Source organism: Candidatus Methylacidiphilales bacterium (genome assembly GCA_033875315.1).
Classification (GTDB): domain Bacteria; phylum Verrucomicrobiota; class Verrucomicrobiia; order Methylacidiphilales; family CAZTYG01; genus JANRJG01.
The window spans coordinates 180,267-194,886 of the sequence record JANRJG010000038.1 but is presented as its reverse complement, the minus strand read 5'-3'; the positions used below and the strand labels follow the sequence as shown (position 1 = coordinate 194,886).

15 protein-coding genes are annotated in these 14,620 nt (G+C 62.7%); 9 read left to right on the top strand and 6 right to left on the bottom strand.

Translation table 11 applies throughout. From position 1 onward, the window contains the following. Positions 1–21 precede the first annotated feature (21 nt). Entirely contained in the window at positions 22–411 is a 390-nt protein-coding gene (locus SFU85_11460; GenBank protein MDX6767395.1) for a hypothetical protein, read from the top strand. A 279-nt stretch (positions 412–690) separates the two neighbouring features. On the opposite strand, the gene clpB is transcribed toward SFU85_11460, so the two are convergent. Then, positions 691–3,339 (bottom strand): ATP-dependent chaperone ClpB, encoded by a 2,649-nt coding sequence (gene clpB / locus SFU85_11455; protein MDX6767394.1) that lies wholly within the window; start codon positions 3,337–3,339, stop codon positions 691–693. Positions 3,340–3,737: 398 nt separating this feature from the next. Between clpB and SFU85_11450 the strand changes: the two genes are divergently transcribed. Both SFU85_11450 and SFU85_11445 read left to right on the top strand, forming a co-directional pair. Next, the gene (locus SFU85_11450) at positions 3,738–4,196 is read left to right on the top strand and encodes an Hsp20/alpha crystallin family protein (protein ID MDX6767393.1); all 459 of its coding nucleotides are present in this window, start codon (positions 3,738–3,740) and stop codon (positions 4,194–4,196) included. Positions 4,197–4,282: 86 nt separating this feature from the next. After that, positions 4,283–4,510, top strand: coding sequence for a hypothetical protein (locus SFU85_11445; GenBank protein ID MDX6767392.1), 228 nt, complete (start codon positions 4,283–4,285; stop codon positions 4,508–4,510). Here SFU85_11445 and SFU85_11440 read toward each other — a convergent pair. Then, positions 4,501–4,980: a hypothetical protein gene (locus tag SFU85_11440; GenBank protein MDX6767391.1), complete on the bottom strand. Its 480-nt coding sequence runs from the start codon at positions 4,978–4,980 to the stop codon at positions 4,501–4,503. The genes SFU85_11445 and SFU85_11440 overlap by 10 nt on opposite strands. 94 nt (positions 4,981–5,074) lie before the next feature. Between SFU85_11440 and SFU85_11435 the strand changes: the two genes are divergently transcribed. Both SFU85_11435 and SFU85_11430 read left to right on the top strand, forming a co-directional pair. Next, positions 5,075–5,539, top strand: coding sequence for a VOC family protein (locus SFU85_11435; GenBank protein ID MDX6767390.1), 465 nt, complete (start codon positions 5,075–5,077; stop codon positions 5,537–5,539). Between the two features lie 9 nt (positions 5,540–5,548). Continuing rightward, entirely contained in the window at positions 5,549–6,400 is an 852-nt protein-coding gene (locus SFU85_11430; protein ID MDX6767389.1) for a class I SAM-dependent methyltransferase, read from the top strand. A gap of 182 nt (positions 6,401–6,582) precedes the next feature. Here the strand turns inward: SFU85_11430 and SFU85_11425 are convergent, their stop codons facing one another. Genes SFU85_11425 through SFU85_11410 form a run of 4 tightly spaced genes read right to left on the bottom strand, consistent with a single transcriptional unit; the run spans position 6,583 to position 10,061 of the window. Further along, entirely contained in the window at positions 6,583–7,395 is an 813-nt protein-coding gene (locus SFU85_11425; GenBank protein ID MDX6767388.1) for a class I SAM-dependent methyltransferase, read from the bottom strand. 16 nt (positions 7,396–7,411) lie between these two features. Next, a complete protein-coding gene (locus SFU85_11420) occupies positions 7,412–8,977 on the bottom strand; it encodes a putative Na+/H+ antiporter (GenBank protein MDX6767387.1) in 1,566 nt (521 codons plus the stop codon). Beyond that, positions 8,974–9,744 carry a polymer-forming cytoskeletal protein gene (locus SFU85_11415; protein ID MDX6767386.1) on the bottom strand — a complete coding sequence of 257 codons (771 nt, stop codon included), beginning with the start codon at positions 9,742–9,744 and terminating at the stop codon, positions 8,974–8,976. The genes SFU85_11420 and SFU85_11415 overlap by 4 nt, the downstream gene beginning before the upstream one ends. A 5-nt stretch (positions 9,745–9,749) precedes the next feature. Next, positions 9,750–10,061: a hypothetical protein gene (locus SFU85_11410; protein ID MDX6767385.1), complete on the bottom strand. Its 312-nt coding sequence runs from the start codon at positions 10,059–10,061 to the stop codon at positions 9,750–9,752. Positions 10,062–10,104: 43 nt separating this feature from the next. Between SFU85_11410 and SFU85_11405 the strand changes: the two genes are divergently transcribed. The 4 genes from SFU85_11405 (at position 10,105) to SFU85_11390 (ending at position 14,618) form a co-directional block, all read left to right on the top strand. Next, positions 10,105–11,148 (top strand): hypothetical protein, encoded by a 1,044-nt coding sequence (locus SFU85_11405; protein ID MDX6767384.1) that lies wholly within the window; start codon positions 10,105–10,107, stop codon positions 11,146–11,148. Next, positions 11,141–12,226 (top strand): acyl-CoA reductase, encoded by a 1,086-nt coding sequence (locus tag SFU85_11400; GenBank protein ID MDX6767383.1) that lies wholly within the window; start codon positions 11,141–11,143, stop codon positions 12,224–12,226. The genes SFU85_11405 and SFU85_11400 overlap by 8 nt, the downstream gene beginning before the upstream one ends. Further along, the gene (locus SFU85_11395) at positions 12,223–13,182 is read left to right on the top strand and encodes a tyrosine recombinase XerC (protein MDX6767382.1); all 960 of its coding nucleotides are present in this window, start codon (positions 12,223–12,225) and stop codon (positions 13,180–13,182) included. Before SFU85_11400 ends, SFU85_11395 begins: the two co-directional genes overlap by 4 nt. Positions 13,183–13,301: 119 nt before the next feature. After that, positions 13,302–14,618 carry a 3-deoxy-D-manno-octulosonic acid transferase gene (locus SFU85_11390; GenBank protein MDX6767381.1) on the top strand — a complete coding sequence of 439 codons (1,317 nt, stop codon included), beginning with the start codon at positions 13,302–13,304 and terminating at the stop codon, positions 14,616–14,618. Positions 14,619–14,620 lie beyond the last annotated feature (2 nt).

Below are 14,620 nucleotides of genomic sequence, written 5' to 3'. Positions count from 1 at the left end.
TGGGTGGTCTAAGATGAGCCGATGAAAATCGCCCAAAATATCGCCGGGGGCCTGCTGGGCCTGTTGTTTGTCGTCTTTGGACTCCTCGTCCTGCTCAAGCTGGTGCCCATGCCCCCACCGCCCGAAGGCACTCCCGCGGCGGCCTTCATGGCGGCGTTTGGGCCCACAGGCTACATGGCCTTCGTCAAGGTGCTGGAAATTGTCGGCGGCCTTTTAGTGGCCGTGCCCAAGACCCGGAACTGGGGCCTGTTGGTCCTGGGCCCGATCCTGGTCAACATCCTGGCCTTCCACGTCTTTGTCTTGAAGGGCGCGGCCATCGCCGATCCTGTCCTGATCGTGATCTGCCTCCTGGCCGCCTTCCTTCTCTGGTCCGAACGTCGGGCGTTTCTCGGGCTGCTGGGTAATCGCTGACCGGGCAGGCCACGGCTACCTAGCCAATCACCCGATAGTCAACGTGCTGGAGGTTGAGCCTGGCCGAGAGTTTTACGAAATCGGGTGCGTCGGGGTGCATGGGAAAAGGCGTCCGGGCCGTGGAGGGCGATGGCGTCACGCCGCAGGCGCACGAGGCGCCGTACGGGATCGCCCGCAGTTCGTTCAGGGCCGAGGGACTTGCGGATCAGGAGACTTACCCTAGATCCTGTGTGGAGAATTCACAATGGCGGAAAAGGCAACCATGATCAGCGATCGCGGCTACAGGGAGGCGTGGGGTTTACCGGCTTTGGAGACGAAGGTGAGACTGTGATCTTTCACGCTCACGGTGACGGTGCTGCCGTCTTCGACGGTGCCGGCGAGGATTTGCCGCGATAGGCCGGTTTCGATTTCTTTTTGCAGGTAGCGCTTCAAGGGACGGGCGCCATACACCGGGTCGTAGCCGTTGTGGGCGATGTGGGCGCGGGCTTCGTCGCTCAGCTTCAGGGTGATCTTGCGCTCGTTCAGTCGCTTCTGGATGCCGGTCACCAGCAGGTCCACGATGCGGGCGATTTCTTTTTCGGTGAGGGGTTTGAAGAGGACGATGTCGTCCACGCGGTTGAGGAACTCGGGACGGAAGTGGCCGCGCAGTTCTTTCATGACTTTGTCGCGGGTCTTGGCGTCGATCTCGCCCTCGCCCGCGTTTTCCAGCAAGTGAGGCGAGCCGATGTTGGAGGTCATGATGATGATCGAGTTCTTGAAGTCCACCGTGCGGCCCTGGCTGTCGGTCAGGCGGCCGTCGTCCAGGATCTGGAGCATGATGTTGAAAACGTCGTGGTGGGCTTTTTCGATTTCGTCGAAAAGGACGACGGCGTAAGGCTTGCGCCGCACGGCTTCGGTGAGCTGGCCGCCTTCTTCGTAGCCGACGTAGCCGGGGGGCGCGCCGATGAGGCGGGCCACGGCGTGTTTTTCCATGTATTCCGACATGTCGATGCGGATGATGTTGTCCTCGGAGTCGAAGAGGGATTCGGCCAGGGCGCGGGCGAGTTCGGTTTTGCCGACACCGGTGGGCCCGAGGAAGATGAAGGAGCCGATGGGGCGTTTGGGGTCTTTCAAACCGCTGCGCGCGCGGATGACGGCATCGGCTACGGCCTGGACGGCCTCGTCCTGGCCGATGACGCGCTGGTGCAGGATGGTGTCGAGACGGAGGAGTTTTTCTTTTTCACCTTCGACCAGTTTGGAGACGGGCACGCCGGTCCAGCGGGAGACGACCTCGGCGATTTCCTCGGGGGTGACTTCTTCTTGGAGGAGGCGAGGTGAAGCAGGACGCAGGGCCTGCGTCCCTCCGGGGGAGGAGGCGGGGGATTCGAGGGTGGCGAGTTTTTTTTCCAAGTCGGGCAACTTACCGTATTTGAGTTCGGCGACGCGTTGGAGGTCGTTGTTGCGCTGGGCGACTTCCATCTGGTGGCGGATGAGTTCGACTTCCTCGCGCAGTTTGCGGATGACGTCGATCTGGCCTTTTTCCGACTGCCATTGGGCCTTGAGGGCGTCGCGCTGGGACTTGAGGTTGCCGAGCTCTTTTTCGAGGTCCGCCAGCCGGTCCTTGGAGGCCTGGTCTTTTTCTTTTTTCAGGGCCTCGCGTTCGATCTCCAGTTGCATGGTGCGGCGTTCGAGGGATTCCAGTTCCTCGGGCATGGAATCCATTTCCGTGCGCAGCTTGGCCCCGGCTTCATCGACGAGGTCGATGGCTTTGTCGGGGAGGAAGCGGTCGGAGATGTAGCGGTCGGAGAGGGTGGCGGCGGCGACGAGGGCGGCGTCCTGGATGCGGACGCCGTGGTGGAGTTCGTAGCGTTCCTGGAGGCCGCGGAGGATCGAGATGGTGTCCTCGACGGTGGGCTCGTTGACGAGGACGGGCTGGAAGCGGCGCTCGAGGGCGGCGTCTTTTTCGATGTGCTTGCGGTATTCGTCGAGGGTGGTGGCGCCGATGCAGTGGAGTTCGCCGCGGGCGAGCATGGGCTTGAGCATGTTGCCCGCATCCATGGCACCTTCGGCCTTGCCCGCGCCGACCATGGTGTGGATTTCGTCGATGAAGAGGATGATCTGTCCGGCGGCTTTGGTGACTTCCTGGAGGACGGCTTTCAATCGTTCCTCGAATTCGCCCCGGTATTTGGCTCCGGCGATGAGGGCGCTGAGGTCGAGGGAGACGATCTTTTTGTCCTTGAGGGATTCGGGGACATCGCCGGCGACGATGCGGCGGGCCAGGCCTTCGACGATGGCCGTCTTGCCGACGCCGGGTTCACCGATGAGGACAGGGTTGTTCTTGGTGCGGCGGGAGAGGACCTGGATGGCGCGGCGGATTTCGGCGTCGCGGCCGATGACCGGGTCGAGTTTGTTCTGCTGGGCCAACTGGGTCAGGTCGCGGCCGTATTTCTCCAGGGCTTCGTAGGTGGCCTCGGGGTTGGCGGAAGTGACGCGCTGGTTGCCGCGGACCTCGGTGAGCGCTTTGAGGAAGGCGTCGCGGGTGAAGTCGAGGTCGTGGAAGACGCGGCCGACGCCGGATTTGGAATCTTCCTCGAACATGGGGAGGACGAAGTGTTCGACCGAGACGTATTCGTCCTTGAGTTTGCGGGCCTCGTCCTGGGCGCGGGCGAGGAGGCGGTTGAGCCGGGCCGTGACGGTGATTTGGCCCAGGCCGGCACCGGGGCCGGAGACCGAGGGGATTTTGCCGAGTTCGGCTTCGAGTTTGTAGAGGATGAGTTCGAGGGATAGGTGGGCGCGTTCGATGAGGCGGGGGACGAGGCCATTTTCCTGTTGGAGGAGGGCGAAGAGGACGTGCTCGATGTCGATGCTGGGGTGGCCGAGGCGGGAGGCGTGGCCTTGGGCTTCGGTGAGGGCGTTTTGGGCTCGCTCGGTAAATTTGTTCAGATCCATGGATACCCTTCCTGCATGGGGGATGCCAGAGTAAGGCGGGGAATCCGGGGAGGCAATATAGATTCTAATTTGTTCAGGGACAAAGGATTAGCGTAGGAAAAGCAAGAGAGAGGTGCAGAGACTCAGGTTGCATAGTGAGCAAAAATGACACACGTTAAAAATGAGTACTCCCAAGTGCGTCAATATGACTCTAAAAAAGGTGGGCGTGAACAACGTACGAGAAATCACAAATGACTAAGGACCAATGACTAAGGACAAAGGACGCTGCCGCGAGCGGCTTGGCATTTTTGATGCAGAACAGTGGGTGTGGTTCACAGGTGTGGCCACTCCCGGCAAGCGGATCAGGCAGCGTGCGCTGGGAAACATCCATTTCTGCCCGAATCAGGAGTACAAGAACCATGAGAGCAATCACCCGTTGGGATCCCGTGAGGGAACTCGATGAATTCCAGAACCGGTTGGCGACCCTCTTCGGGCGCTCGACCGTGCCGGCCACGAACGACAACCCGTCCGAGTGGCTGACCCGCGCCGAGTGGGCCCCGTTGGTGGACATCGTCGAGGATGAAAAGGAATACCTCATCAAGGCCGAGCTGCCGGAAGTGCAAAAGGCCGATGTGCGCGTGACGCTGGAACGCGGCGTGTTGACGCTGGCGGGCGAGCGGAAATCCGAGAAGGAAGAAAAAGGCAAGAAGTTCCACCGGATCGAACGGTCCTACGGGTCGTTTGTCCGGAGCTTCAGCCTGCCGGACGACGCCAACCCGAATGGAGTCACGGCCGAGTTCAAGGATGGCGTCCTGCATGTGCGCGTGCAGAAAGCCGAAGAAGCCAAGCCGCGCCAGATTGACGTGAAGATCAATTGAGGTTAAAAATGAACCAGCAGTGCGGGCCGGAAAGCCGGAAAACGGAATCAGTCCGGCCCGCTTCCTGCTAACAACACGACGAACGTATGAGTGATTCAGGAACCTGTGGATGTGGCAAGCCGTCAGCGGCATGCACCACCCCCAAAACCGAAGCCAAAACCCCCGCTGCTGCAAAAGGGGGCACCATCCAGAACGGCAAAGGATCGGCGCCGCGCAACATCAGCGAGACCTTCCGCTCCAACTACAATGGCATCCGCTGGACCACCGGCGGGCAGTTGAAGAAGGGCGAAAAGCTCGTCAAGGTTTACCGCTGAGCGGGATCTTTCCTGCTCAGTTGGAGGATGTGACGGCAAAAGTCCGGATCCTCCCCCTGTAGCAACTCCGGCAGGGCGGTGCGGAAATCCTCACGGCGGCACCATTCCCACATGTAGTCCTCCCACGTCATCCAAAGGCGCTGGGTGTTCGGGTCCATTTTGTCTTCGTAGACGAGCAGATAGGCCCGTTCGAAAAGAGAGATGAGGATCTCGAAGATGGCCTGGCGCCGTTCTTGTTGTTCTTCGCTCAATTCGGCCGGCTTGGCCCCTTTGCGGAGGAGCTGCAGGTCGGGGTTCTCCAAGACCAGCTTGAGGAATTCGCGGTATTCGTCCGAGAGCCGCTGGTAGATTTCCTCCTGCTCGCCCTGGCGTTCCTTGCGTTGTTCCATCATGAAGACGGCGATCCCGAACGGGAGGCCGATGACCGTGACCACGTAGCTGGCCAATTCCCAGAATTCAAGCGTGCCCATGGTTCCAGTGTAGAACTTCCGGGGTCTTTGACCAAGGCAATCAGCCCGGTAATTACGGCATGACTTTGGCCAGGGATGGGGCTAGGAAACGGGGGTGAGCACGAAGGTCAACCCCATTCCGGAGGGTCATCACACCCTGACAGCGTCCTTGAACCTGCGCGGGGCAGCCCGGGCGGTGGAATTCTACAAGGCCGCCTTCGGAGCAGTGGAGCGGTTCCTGATGCCGACGCCCGACGGGTCCGGCCGGATCATGCACGGCGAAATCCAGATTGGAGATTCGATCGTCATGCTGTGCGATGAAACACCCGAGTGGGGTGCGGTCAGCCCGGAAAGCGTCGGCGGCTGTCCGCTCAGCCTCAACCTTTACGTCGAGGACTGCGACAGCTTCCATGCCCGGGCCGTGGCGGCGGGGGCCGAGGTCTTGCGTCCACCCACGACCTACCCCTGGGGGGAACGGAGTTCGATGGTCCGTGATCCGTTCGGCTACCGTTGGGCCATCTGCACCCAGGTGGAAGAGGTCAGCCCCGAGGAAGTGATGCGCCGTTTGGCCGCCGGTTGAGAGGCGCGAGTGAAGCAGGATTACGAACTCATCGACAGCGGCGGATTCCAAAAGTTCGAGCGTTTCGGCGCCGTCACCCTCGTGCGTCCCTGCGCCCAGGCGGTGTGGCGTCGCCGGCTGCCCGCGGCCGAATGGCAGCGGGCCACCGCCACCTTCACCCGCGAAGGAGGCAACCAATGGCGGGGTCGTGATCAACTGCCCGCCACCTGGCAGATTGGGGTCGAGGGCACCGTCTTCCGGCTGAGCTCGACCGACTTCGGTCACTTGGGGATTTTTCCCGAGCAACGCGAAACCTGGAAAAAAATCCGTGCATCGTGTGCCGACTTCACCCGGAAACAGGGACGGGCCGCCCAGGTGCTCAACCTCTTCGCCTACTCCGGCGGCAGCACCCTAGCCGCCGCACATGCCGGGGCCGAGGTCTGTCATGTCGATGCCTCCAAGGGAATGGTCGATTGGGCGAGGGAAAATGCCTCGCTCAACGGCCTGGCCGATCGTCCGGTCCGCTGGATTGTCGACGACGTGGCCAAGTTCCTCGAGCGCGAGCACCGGCGCGGGCGTCGTTACGATCTGGTCGTGCTGGACCCCCCGAGTTACGGACGCGGGGCGCGGGGTGAGGTGTTCAAGATTGAAAACGATTTGCCCGGACTACTGTCGTCCATCGGCCGGCTGATATCGGAATCGCCATTGGGGGTGATGCTGTCCTGTCACACGCCCGAGCTGACCCCGATTTCCCTGCATCACCTGCTGTTGCAGGAGTTTGGCGGAAGTGGAGGCAGGATTGAACACGGCGAAATGCTGCTGAGCGGGGCCGCGGAAGTGTTCCCTGTTCCAAGTGGTAGTTTTGGCTGGTGGCTGGTCTGAGTGACAGGCCGCGCTTGGCCGCAAGCATGCAGTTGGTTGACCACAGAGGACACAGTGAACACAGAGGTAGATTGCGTTAAATCTGCAGTCACCCGAACATGAACAGCTTCTCCGGTCATACCCAACTCATTATTTTCTCTGTGACCTCTGTGCTCTCTGTGGTGCAGCTGCGTTTTTTTGGCTTAGGATTTTCGCAAGAGCATGGAACGATACGACAGGGTTCCGTCCTTCAGGGCCTGGTAGATCCGGGAACCCCTGATCCCGGCAAAGTCGCGGCCGAGGCCATGGAGGAAGCGGGGGAGGTGCCGCTGCATCAGGGCCTCTGACCGTGCGGAGTTGAGGTCCATGCCACGCAGGACTTCTGCATCGATGACCCGGGACTCCAAGACACGCAGAGGTGCCGCCTGCAGGGCCTGTTCCCATTCCGGGATGGCCACATCGAAGCGAAAATCGGCATAGTGGAAATACCCGCCCGGCCGGAGCACGCGGGATACGCCGGTTAGGAAACGCGGGAAATCCGGGTAACAATGCGAGGCCTCGACATTGACCACGGCATCGAAGGAATTGTCGGGAAAAGGGAGGTTCTCGGCATCGCCCGTGAGGAAGCGCAGCTCCGGGAGGGAGTGGTGCCGTTGGCAGAAGCGGACCGCCTCCGGATTGAGGTCGAGGCCGGTGTAGCTGCGGGGATGGAAGGTGCGGGTGAGGTAGGAAGCGCCGCCGCCGTGGCCGCAACTGGCTTCCAGCACATCAAGGCCGGAAAGACTGCGGCCGCCGAGCGTGGCGGTGTGGTGGTAAAGCTGGATGCAGCCGCGGTCGGATTCGTCCGCCGGGTCCAAGGGGAGATTCCAGGGGGGTTCGGTTTCGTAGGCGTAATTGAGAAAGACCGTCCGGTGGGATTCTTCCTTCGCCAATTGTCGGGTGAGATAAGGATACCACAAACGCCAGATGGCCTTGCGCAGGGGTTTGATGGAAAAAAGGGGATCGATCCAGGCCATGGATTGGGGTTAAGGATCAGATGGTTTTGAAGAACAGGAAAAAGGAGGCAACGATCAAGGTCGGCCCGAGGGCCCCCAGAAAGAGACCCAGTGGGGAGATGCCATCCGGGAAATACTTGGCCAGAATGGATTGTCCGGCGGGATTGGGGGCATTGGCGATGACGGTCAATCCGCCGCCGGTGACCGCGCCGGTCAGGACGGCGTATTGCAGGGCCAGGGCACGCTGGGGGTCGGCGGCCAAGTGGGTGTTCAATTCGGGCACAAAAGAGGCCAGGTAGGTGATGGCGGCGTTGTCATTGAACGAAGTCAGAATGGTGGCGGCGGCAAAGAGGGTAAACTCCCCGAGTCCACCGAGCAGCGGGCTGATCCACCAGCCCTGGAACCCCCCATGGAGAACCAAGCCGGCCAGGAAGAAACCGACCATGACCGGGCCTCGCAGGGCGACCTGGAACTGGTGGTGGGCGGTGGCGATGGTGAAGGCGGTGAAGAAGAGGAACCCTCCGATGACAAAAGGCGGGTGGTGCAGGGTGGCCACGGTCCAAGCCAGGGCGGCCAAGTGGACCCCCGTGACCCAGACAGGAATGGGCGTTTCTGTGGTCGCAGGTTGCCGGGTGGCGAGTTCGTCTGCCTTCGATTGCAGGCGGGAAAATTCACGCCGGAAACACAAATAAACAATCGCGTTGGTGGTGATGATGCCGGCCACCGCTTTCCAACCGTAGTGCACCAACATGAGCGGGGTATTCAGGTCCCATTTCCCGGCCACCATCAGGACCGGCGGGGCGGCAAAATGGGTCAGCGTGCCCCCGACCGAGACGGCCACAAAAAGCGTCCCCAGGGTGGCATACATGAGCCGGGGCGAAGGCTTGAGGTGGCAAAACTTCACACCCAGAAGCGTGGCCGCAATGGTCATGGCGGCGGGTTCGGTGATGAATGAGCCCAAAACCGGCAGGAGCGTGCAGATGGCCAACCACCAGGCACCCACGGATTGCCCCCCCAGGCGGGCAACCTGGGCGGCCCACGACGAAGCCAGGCGGATGACCGGGCGTGTTGCAGCGATGGCCATGATGACCACCACGAAAACCGGTTCGGCAAAGTTCGCCCGGTCGACGTATTGGAGGACGTGGTTCCAGTCAAAAAAAACCACGATGGCGACAAAGAGCGGGATCAACCAGAGGCCGAAAGCCGCCTCCACTTCGCCGAGAAAATGGAACAGGGTGGCCGTGAAGCTGACCGGGGTGGTCTCCCCGTGGGCTTCCGGCTGGGTCGCTTTCTGGCGCAGGGCATCGTGGTGTTTTTCCTCGATGCGGTGGGCGATGCGGATGAAGGTGGATGCGGCGAAGGTGTGGAGGATGGCACAGAGGAAGATGAGGGTGGCTACTGCGTTGAAAGGTTCAACTTTGACACGGTGGAGCAGTTTTTCGCCGATGCCCGCCAGATGCGCGTCCTGGTAACTTTCCAAGGGCCGGGGGAAAGGTGCTTCCGTCCCGTCCGGAACGGTCGGAGCGGCCGTGGCAAGAGGACAGAGAAAAGACGCAGGCCAAAGAAGCACAATCAGGAGGGCTGAACGGGGGATCGGTATCATTTGAGGTATTCCGCCAGGGGGTCTTCTTCTTCGGGGGAGGGGGGGACGGGTTCCGGCTCCACGGGAGGCGGGGCGGGCTTGTCACGAGTTTCCAAGCGCGCGCGGAGGCGTCCACATTTTTCCACCTGGATGGAAAAGCAGCGGACCACGTCCGCGGCAAGGTCGCCCTCGGGGCCGACGACGACATGGCTGGCGAGGATTTCCGTGGCCTTCAAGCGACCGTCGACCCGGATGAGCGGGGTCTCGATGAGCTGGGCGACATCCACCCGGGCACCCGGGGCCACGACCACTTCCTCGGCTTCGAGGTGGCCGTGGAGACGGGCTTCCCCGGAAAGGCGGACTTTTTCCACGCAAGTGAGGCGCCCGAGAATCCTGCCCGCGATTTCGGCCGAGACGGCCGAGGTGCGCACGCCGGCGGCGACGCCTTTCGGGCCAACGGTGAGGGTGCCATAGGTTTCAATGCTGGAGGAGGTTTCCCGGTCCAGCACATGGTCCTTGAAATCCAGGTAAGAGGAACAGCCGGGGCATTGCCAGGAGAGGGCTTCGGCCGGGATGACCAGGGGGCGGTTGCAGTGGTGGCAGTCGATTTCCTTGCGTTCCACCTTGAGGCGGACAAGACGGCCCTCACGTGTTTTTTCCTGGATGGGGATGCGGGTGCCGCAGGTGTGGCAGTGGGTGGCGACCGCGGCGGCGTATTCCCACTGGGTGTGGCGGCAGGACGGGCACTGGACCGTTTGCTTGGGTGGGGATTTGCGGGATTTGAACACCGGAGTTAGGGGGTGGAATCGGGGCCGATCCGGACCATGCCGGAGTAGATGGCCCCTTCTTGGAGGTCAAGGGCGCCGGCCTCGATTGGTCCGCGCACCTGGCTACCCTCGTGAAGGACAATTTCTCCTGCCGCCGAAACCCCGCCCCAGACGACCGCCCCGGGCAGGAGGTGGACACTCTGCAGGGCGCGGAGTTGGCCGTTGAGGTCGGCTTCGAAGCCGCCATCGCGAAGCAATGTCATCTGACCGCGCAGTGACTGAGTGCCCCCGACCAAAGGCCGGACGGGGGTGGGGGATTCTTTGGAGCCGAATAGCATGGCGGGAAAGGGTTGGGGCTTTTATGCTCATGGAACCCCAGCCATGCAACCATCCTTTTTTGATCCCGCGGGCGCGGGCGAAGGCGCGGCACGCATCCTGGCCGCCCTGGACCCAGGGTGGCCGGGGGACGGATTCGACGACCTGGCTCTGGCCCTTCTGCGCCAGCAAGCGGAAATGAACCCGGCTTACCGCCGTTTGCTGGATGCCATCTGCCTCGATCCGGCGCGAGCCGGGTCGTGGTCCGCGTTCCCGGCCATGCCGGCGGCTTCCTTCAAGGACGTGGCGGTGTGTGCCTTTCCCGAGCCCGAAGCGGTGGCCTGTTTCGAGACCAGCGGCACCACCACAGGACGGCCGGGGCGGCACTTTTTCCGGTCATTGGTTTATTACGAAAAAGCCCTCGAGTCGGCCTGGCGATTGTTCCTGCCCGATCTGTCCGGGCATCTCTGGGTTTCCCTGATCCCTCCCGCCTCCGCCCGTCCGTCTTCCTCCCTCAGCCACATGGTGTCGCACCTGTCGCGACAGGTGGCGGGCGGGCGGGTCGAATGGTGCTGCGGCGCAGACTATCAAATCGATCACGATAAATTCAAACGAACCCTGGCGGCTGCGGACAGGCCGGTCCTGCTGCTGGGCACATCGTTTGCGCTGGCCGGAGTGGCCGAAAGGGTGGGCCTGCCGGCCTTGCCCGGGGGGTCGGTGGTTTTCGATACCGGGGGTTTCAAGGGCCGCCACCGGGAAATCCCCCGGGAGGAATTCTATCGCCTGCTTTCGGAATCGTTCGGTCTTCCGCTTTCCTCCATCTGGAATGAATACGGCATGACCGAGTGGTCGTCGCAGGGCTACGCCAGGGCCGACACCGGCCTGCACCGTTTCCCCCCGTGGATGCGGATCGTCCTCCGCGACCCGGTCACGGGAGATCCGGTCGCCCGGGGGGAGACGGGTGTCGTCGAGGCCTACGACTTGGCCAATATCGGCAGTGTGGTGGCCGTAGGCACGCGTGACCTGGCCCGTTGGGAGGAAGGCGGTCTGCGACTTCTGGGTCGCGTGGCGGATGCGGATGCGCGAGGCTGTTCCCTGTCCTATGAGTGAGGTTTCTGCATCCACGACGCGTGATCGCGTCCGCCTGGTGGCGGAAGGGCTGGCCAACCGCCCTGGAACCGGGATACGGACCGAGGTGGATTTGTGGGCCTTGCTGCGGCTGGAACTTGGCCATGAGGAGGTTCTGGACCGGGCGGTCCTGCGTGAGGGACATTGGCAGCGGGCCCTGGCCCCTTCCTTGATCTATCATGTTTGTGCCTCCAATCTGGCGGTCTCCGCGGAAACCTCCCTGGCCCTCGGACTGGTGCTGGGCTCGCGGTTGGCGTTCAAACTTCCCTCGTCCGGTCTTCCCGGGTTCACGGACCTGGTGGCCTCGCTGCCCGTGGTCCTGCGGGAACGGGTGCAGTTGCTGCCGGTCCATGATCCTGCGGTGATGGCGCGGGCTGGGGCGGTGGTTGTTTTCGGGAATGAGGACACAGTGGCGGCACTGCACCGGGAAACCCGTTGGGATCAGATGTTTGTCGCCTATGGTCCGAAGCTGTCGCTGGGCTGGGTTTTGCCGGGGACAGTCCCGGAGTTGTGGGCGCCCGCGGCAGCGAGCGAAATACGGGCCTTCGGGCAAGCCGGTTGTTTGTCGCCCCAGGCCTATCTTTGTCCTAACGGAGAAGAGGCGGGCCATTTTGCCGAGGCGTTGGCGGCGGCGCTGGAAGCCGCCGGGCCGCCGCCCACTGGAAGCGGGGGGGATGCCGCCGGGATCCGCCAGGCGCGTCTGAGGGCGGCGGCACGCGGGGACCGGCTTTGGCAGTCGGGCAACCCTTCGGGTTGGACGGTGGTGTTGCGGCAGGACCCCCGCATCGAACCCGGCCCGGGTGGGGGATACATCGAAGTGGTGCCCTCGCAGGATCCCGCCTTGCTGGAACCCTGGCGCGGGCGGATTTCCGCGGTTTCTGTTTCCGGAGAGCGGGTGCCGGAGGAGTGGGTGGCGTCCTGGGGCCGCCTGGGCATTGGTCGTGTGTGCCGCATGGGCGACTTGCAGGAGCCGCCGTTGCTCTGGCGTCATGATGGCGGCATGCGCCTGGCTCCCTTGGTGCGCTGGATTGCCTGCGACCCCGGAACGGAGGTGGGATGAAGAAAGAGGGGGAAGCCACGGGAGATCGTTTCCCCGAGCCCGCCGCTTGGGCGGAGGAATTCCTCGCCCACCTGCGGGTGCAGAAACAATACTCCGACAAAACCGGGCGGAACTACCGGCAGGCCCTGCTGGAGTGTGGGGCGGCCTTTCCGGGGCAGCAGTGGGGAAAGCTGGGCCCGGCCCACTTCCGCCAATACCTTTACCGCCTGTCGACAGAGCGGCGGCTGGGCCCGGCCTCGGTCCGGTTGCGTTTCTCGGCCCTCCGGTCATTCTATAAATACCTCCAGCGACAAGGGAGGCTGACTGACAATCCGCTGACCGACTTGAAGCTGCCGGTGAAAAAGAAGCGGCTGCCCCTGTTCCTGGGTGAGGAACAAGTGTTGCGCCTGCTGGCCGCGCCGCTGGAAAGAATGAAAGAGGCGGCGGGCGTGAAACGCGGGCGGGGAAGAAAGAAAGAGGCCTGGCAGTTCCTGCGCGATGCCGCGATCCTGGAATTTTTTTACAGCACGGGAATGCGTTTGGATGAGCTGGTCCGCTTGGAAATGGACGACATCGACCGCCGTGCCACCACCGCGCGGGTGATGGGCAAGGGGAAGAAGGAACGCCTGGTGGTTCTGGGCGAACCGGCGCTGGAGGCGCTGGACAACTACCGGGAGGCGCTTCCGTTGAAGCTGGGCGGCGAAGCGGTTTTCCTGGGGCCGGATGGACGGGCGCTGGGAGGACGGGCGATCCAGTTGATGTTGAAGGAATACCTATCGTATTGCGGCCTGGACCACCGGCTCAGCCCGCACAAATTGCGGCACACCTTTGCCACCCATCTGCTTGACCGGGGGGCCGACCTTCGGAGTGTGCAGGAGCTTCTGGGCCATGCCAGCCTGTCGACAACGCAGGTTTACACGGCGGTGACCTCCGAGCGCTTGAAGCAGGCCTACCGCAAGGCACACCCGCGGGCCTGAAAAGGCAGGGTCACCTCAGGAACACGAAGGTCGCGAAGAAAGGCGGTTGATTTGGAGTGTCAACGAAGACTACTCTCTCAAATCCCCAAGCTTCCAACTTCGCGTTCTTCGCGCCCTTCGTGTTGAAAATCTTCTACAATCTGCTTTTCCCGCTGCTGTTTCTGGTCTGTTGGCCGTATTACCTGTTGCGCATGCTGCGCCGGGGGCATTTCCGGCGTCACTTTTCGCAAAGACTGGGAATTTACCGACAACCGGTGCGCGAGCGTTTGGCCCGGTTGGAGTCGCCGCTTTGGATCCATGCGGTCAGTGTCGGCGAGATGATGATTGCCCTGGCCTTGGTGCGCGCGTTGCGAGAGCGGCGTCCCGGGCAGAACATCGTCCTGAGCACGACGACGTCGACCGGCCGGGCGGTGGCCGAGAGTGCGTCCGACGCCCACACGGCGGTGGTTTACAGCCCGGTGGACCTGGCCCCGGCGGTTGCCTCGGCGTTCCGCCATATCCGGCCCGCGGCCCTGGTGTTGGTCGAACAGGAAATCTGGCCCAACCACCTCTGGCAGGCCCGGAAAAGGAAGGTCCCGGTCTGGCTCATCAACGGGCGACTATCCATCCGCTCAGAAAAACGACTGCGATATGTCCGCCGGTGGACCCGCCCCATCCTCGGGCTGCTGGATGTGGTGTGTGTGCAGGATGAGCGTGACCGGACCCGTTTTGCCGCCGCCGGTTTTCCGCCGCATGCCTTGTTCATCACCGGGAACATCAAGTATGAACTCGATGGCGGGGGTGGGGATTCGTTGGCCGGGGAGCTGCGTGCGGCGGCGGGTTGGTCGGAGGACGATCCGGTGTTCATGGCCGGTAGCACGTTCCCCGGCGAGGAGGAAATCCTTCTCCGGGTTTACGCCACGCTGAAAAAAGATCATCCGGACCTGCGCTTCCTCCTCGTGCCGCGGCATGTGGAGCGGACTCCCGGGCTGGTTCCACTGATCACCGCCGCCGGATGGAAAGTGCGATTGCGCACCGAGGCTGGTGCGATGCCGGAGGGTGAACATGCGGATGTCTTCATCCTGGACACCACGGGTGAATTGCGCCGGACCTACGGGCTGGCCACGGTGGTCTTCGTGGGCAAGACCCTGCGCGCCCCCGAGGGCCAGGGATGCCAGAATTTTCTGGAAGCGGCGCAGGCCGGGAAGCCTGTTGTGGTGGGGCCGCGGGTGGAAAACTTCCGCACGGCGGTGGAGGAGTTCCAAGCCGGGGGCGGGTTGGCACAGGTGCCGGATGAAGCCGGGTTGGAGAAGATCTTGCGTCGCTGGCTGGACCATCCCCAGGAAGCCCAAGCCGTGGGCTGCAAGGCGCGGGAGATGTACCAGCGCAAAAGCGGGGCCCTGCGCAAAACGGTCGGGATGATCGAGGGGTTGTTGGACAGCCGGGCGTCCGCCTGAAC

Excerpts from the sequence above, each read along its gene's own strand:
- clpB (MDX6767394.1), bottom strand. The coding sequence starts at position 3,339 with ATGGATCTGAACAAATTTACCGAGCGAGCCCAAAACGCCCTCACCGAA.
- SFU85_11405 (MDX6767384.1), top strand. The coding sequence starts at position 10,105 with ATGCAACCATCCTTTTTTGATCCCGCGGGCGCGGGCGAAGGCGCGGCA.
- SFU85_11450 (MDX6767393.1), top strand. The coding sequence starts at position 3,738 with ATGAGAGCAATCACCCGTTGGGATCCCGTGAGGGAACTCGATGAATTC.
- SFU85_11445 (MDX6767392.1), top strand. The coding sequence starts at position 4,283 with ATGAGTGATTCAGGAACCTGTGGATGTGGCAAGCCGTCAGCGGCATGC.
- SFU85_11400 (MDX6767383.1), top strand. The coding sequence starts at position 11,141 with ATGAGTGAGGTTTCTGCATCCACGACGCGTGATCGCGTCCGCCTGGTG.
- SFU85_11460 (MDX6767395.1), top strand. The coding sequence starts at position 22 with ATGAAAATCGCCCAAAATATCGCCGGGGGCCTGCTGGGCCTGTTGTTT.
- SFU85_11440 (MDX6767391.1), bottom strand. The coding sequence starts at position 4,980 with ATGGGCACGCTTGAATTCTGGGAATTGGCCAGCTACGTGGTCACGGTC.
- SFU85_11420 (MDX6767387.1), bottom strand. The coding sequence starts at position 8,977 with ATGATACCGATCCCCCGTTCAGCCCTCCTGATTGTGCTTCTTTGGCCT.
- SFU85_11425 (MDX6767388.1), bottom strand. The coding sequence starts at position 7,395 with ATGGCCTGGATCGATCCCCTTTTTTCCATCAAACCCCTGCGCAAGGCC.
- SFU85_11410 (MDX6767385.1), bottom strand. The coding sequence starts at position 10,061 with ATGCTATTCGGCTCCAAAGAATCCCCCACCCCCGTCCGGCCTTTGGTC.
- SFU85_11395 (MDX6767382.1), top strand. The coding sequence starts at position 12,223 with ATGAAGAAAGAGGGGGAAGCCACGGGAGATCGTTTCCCCGAGCCCGCC.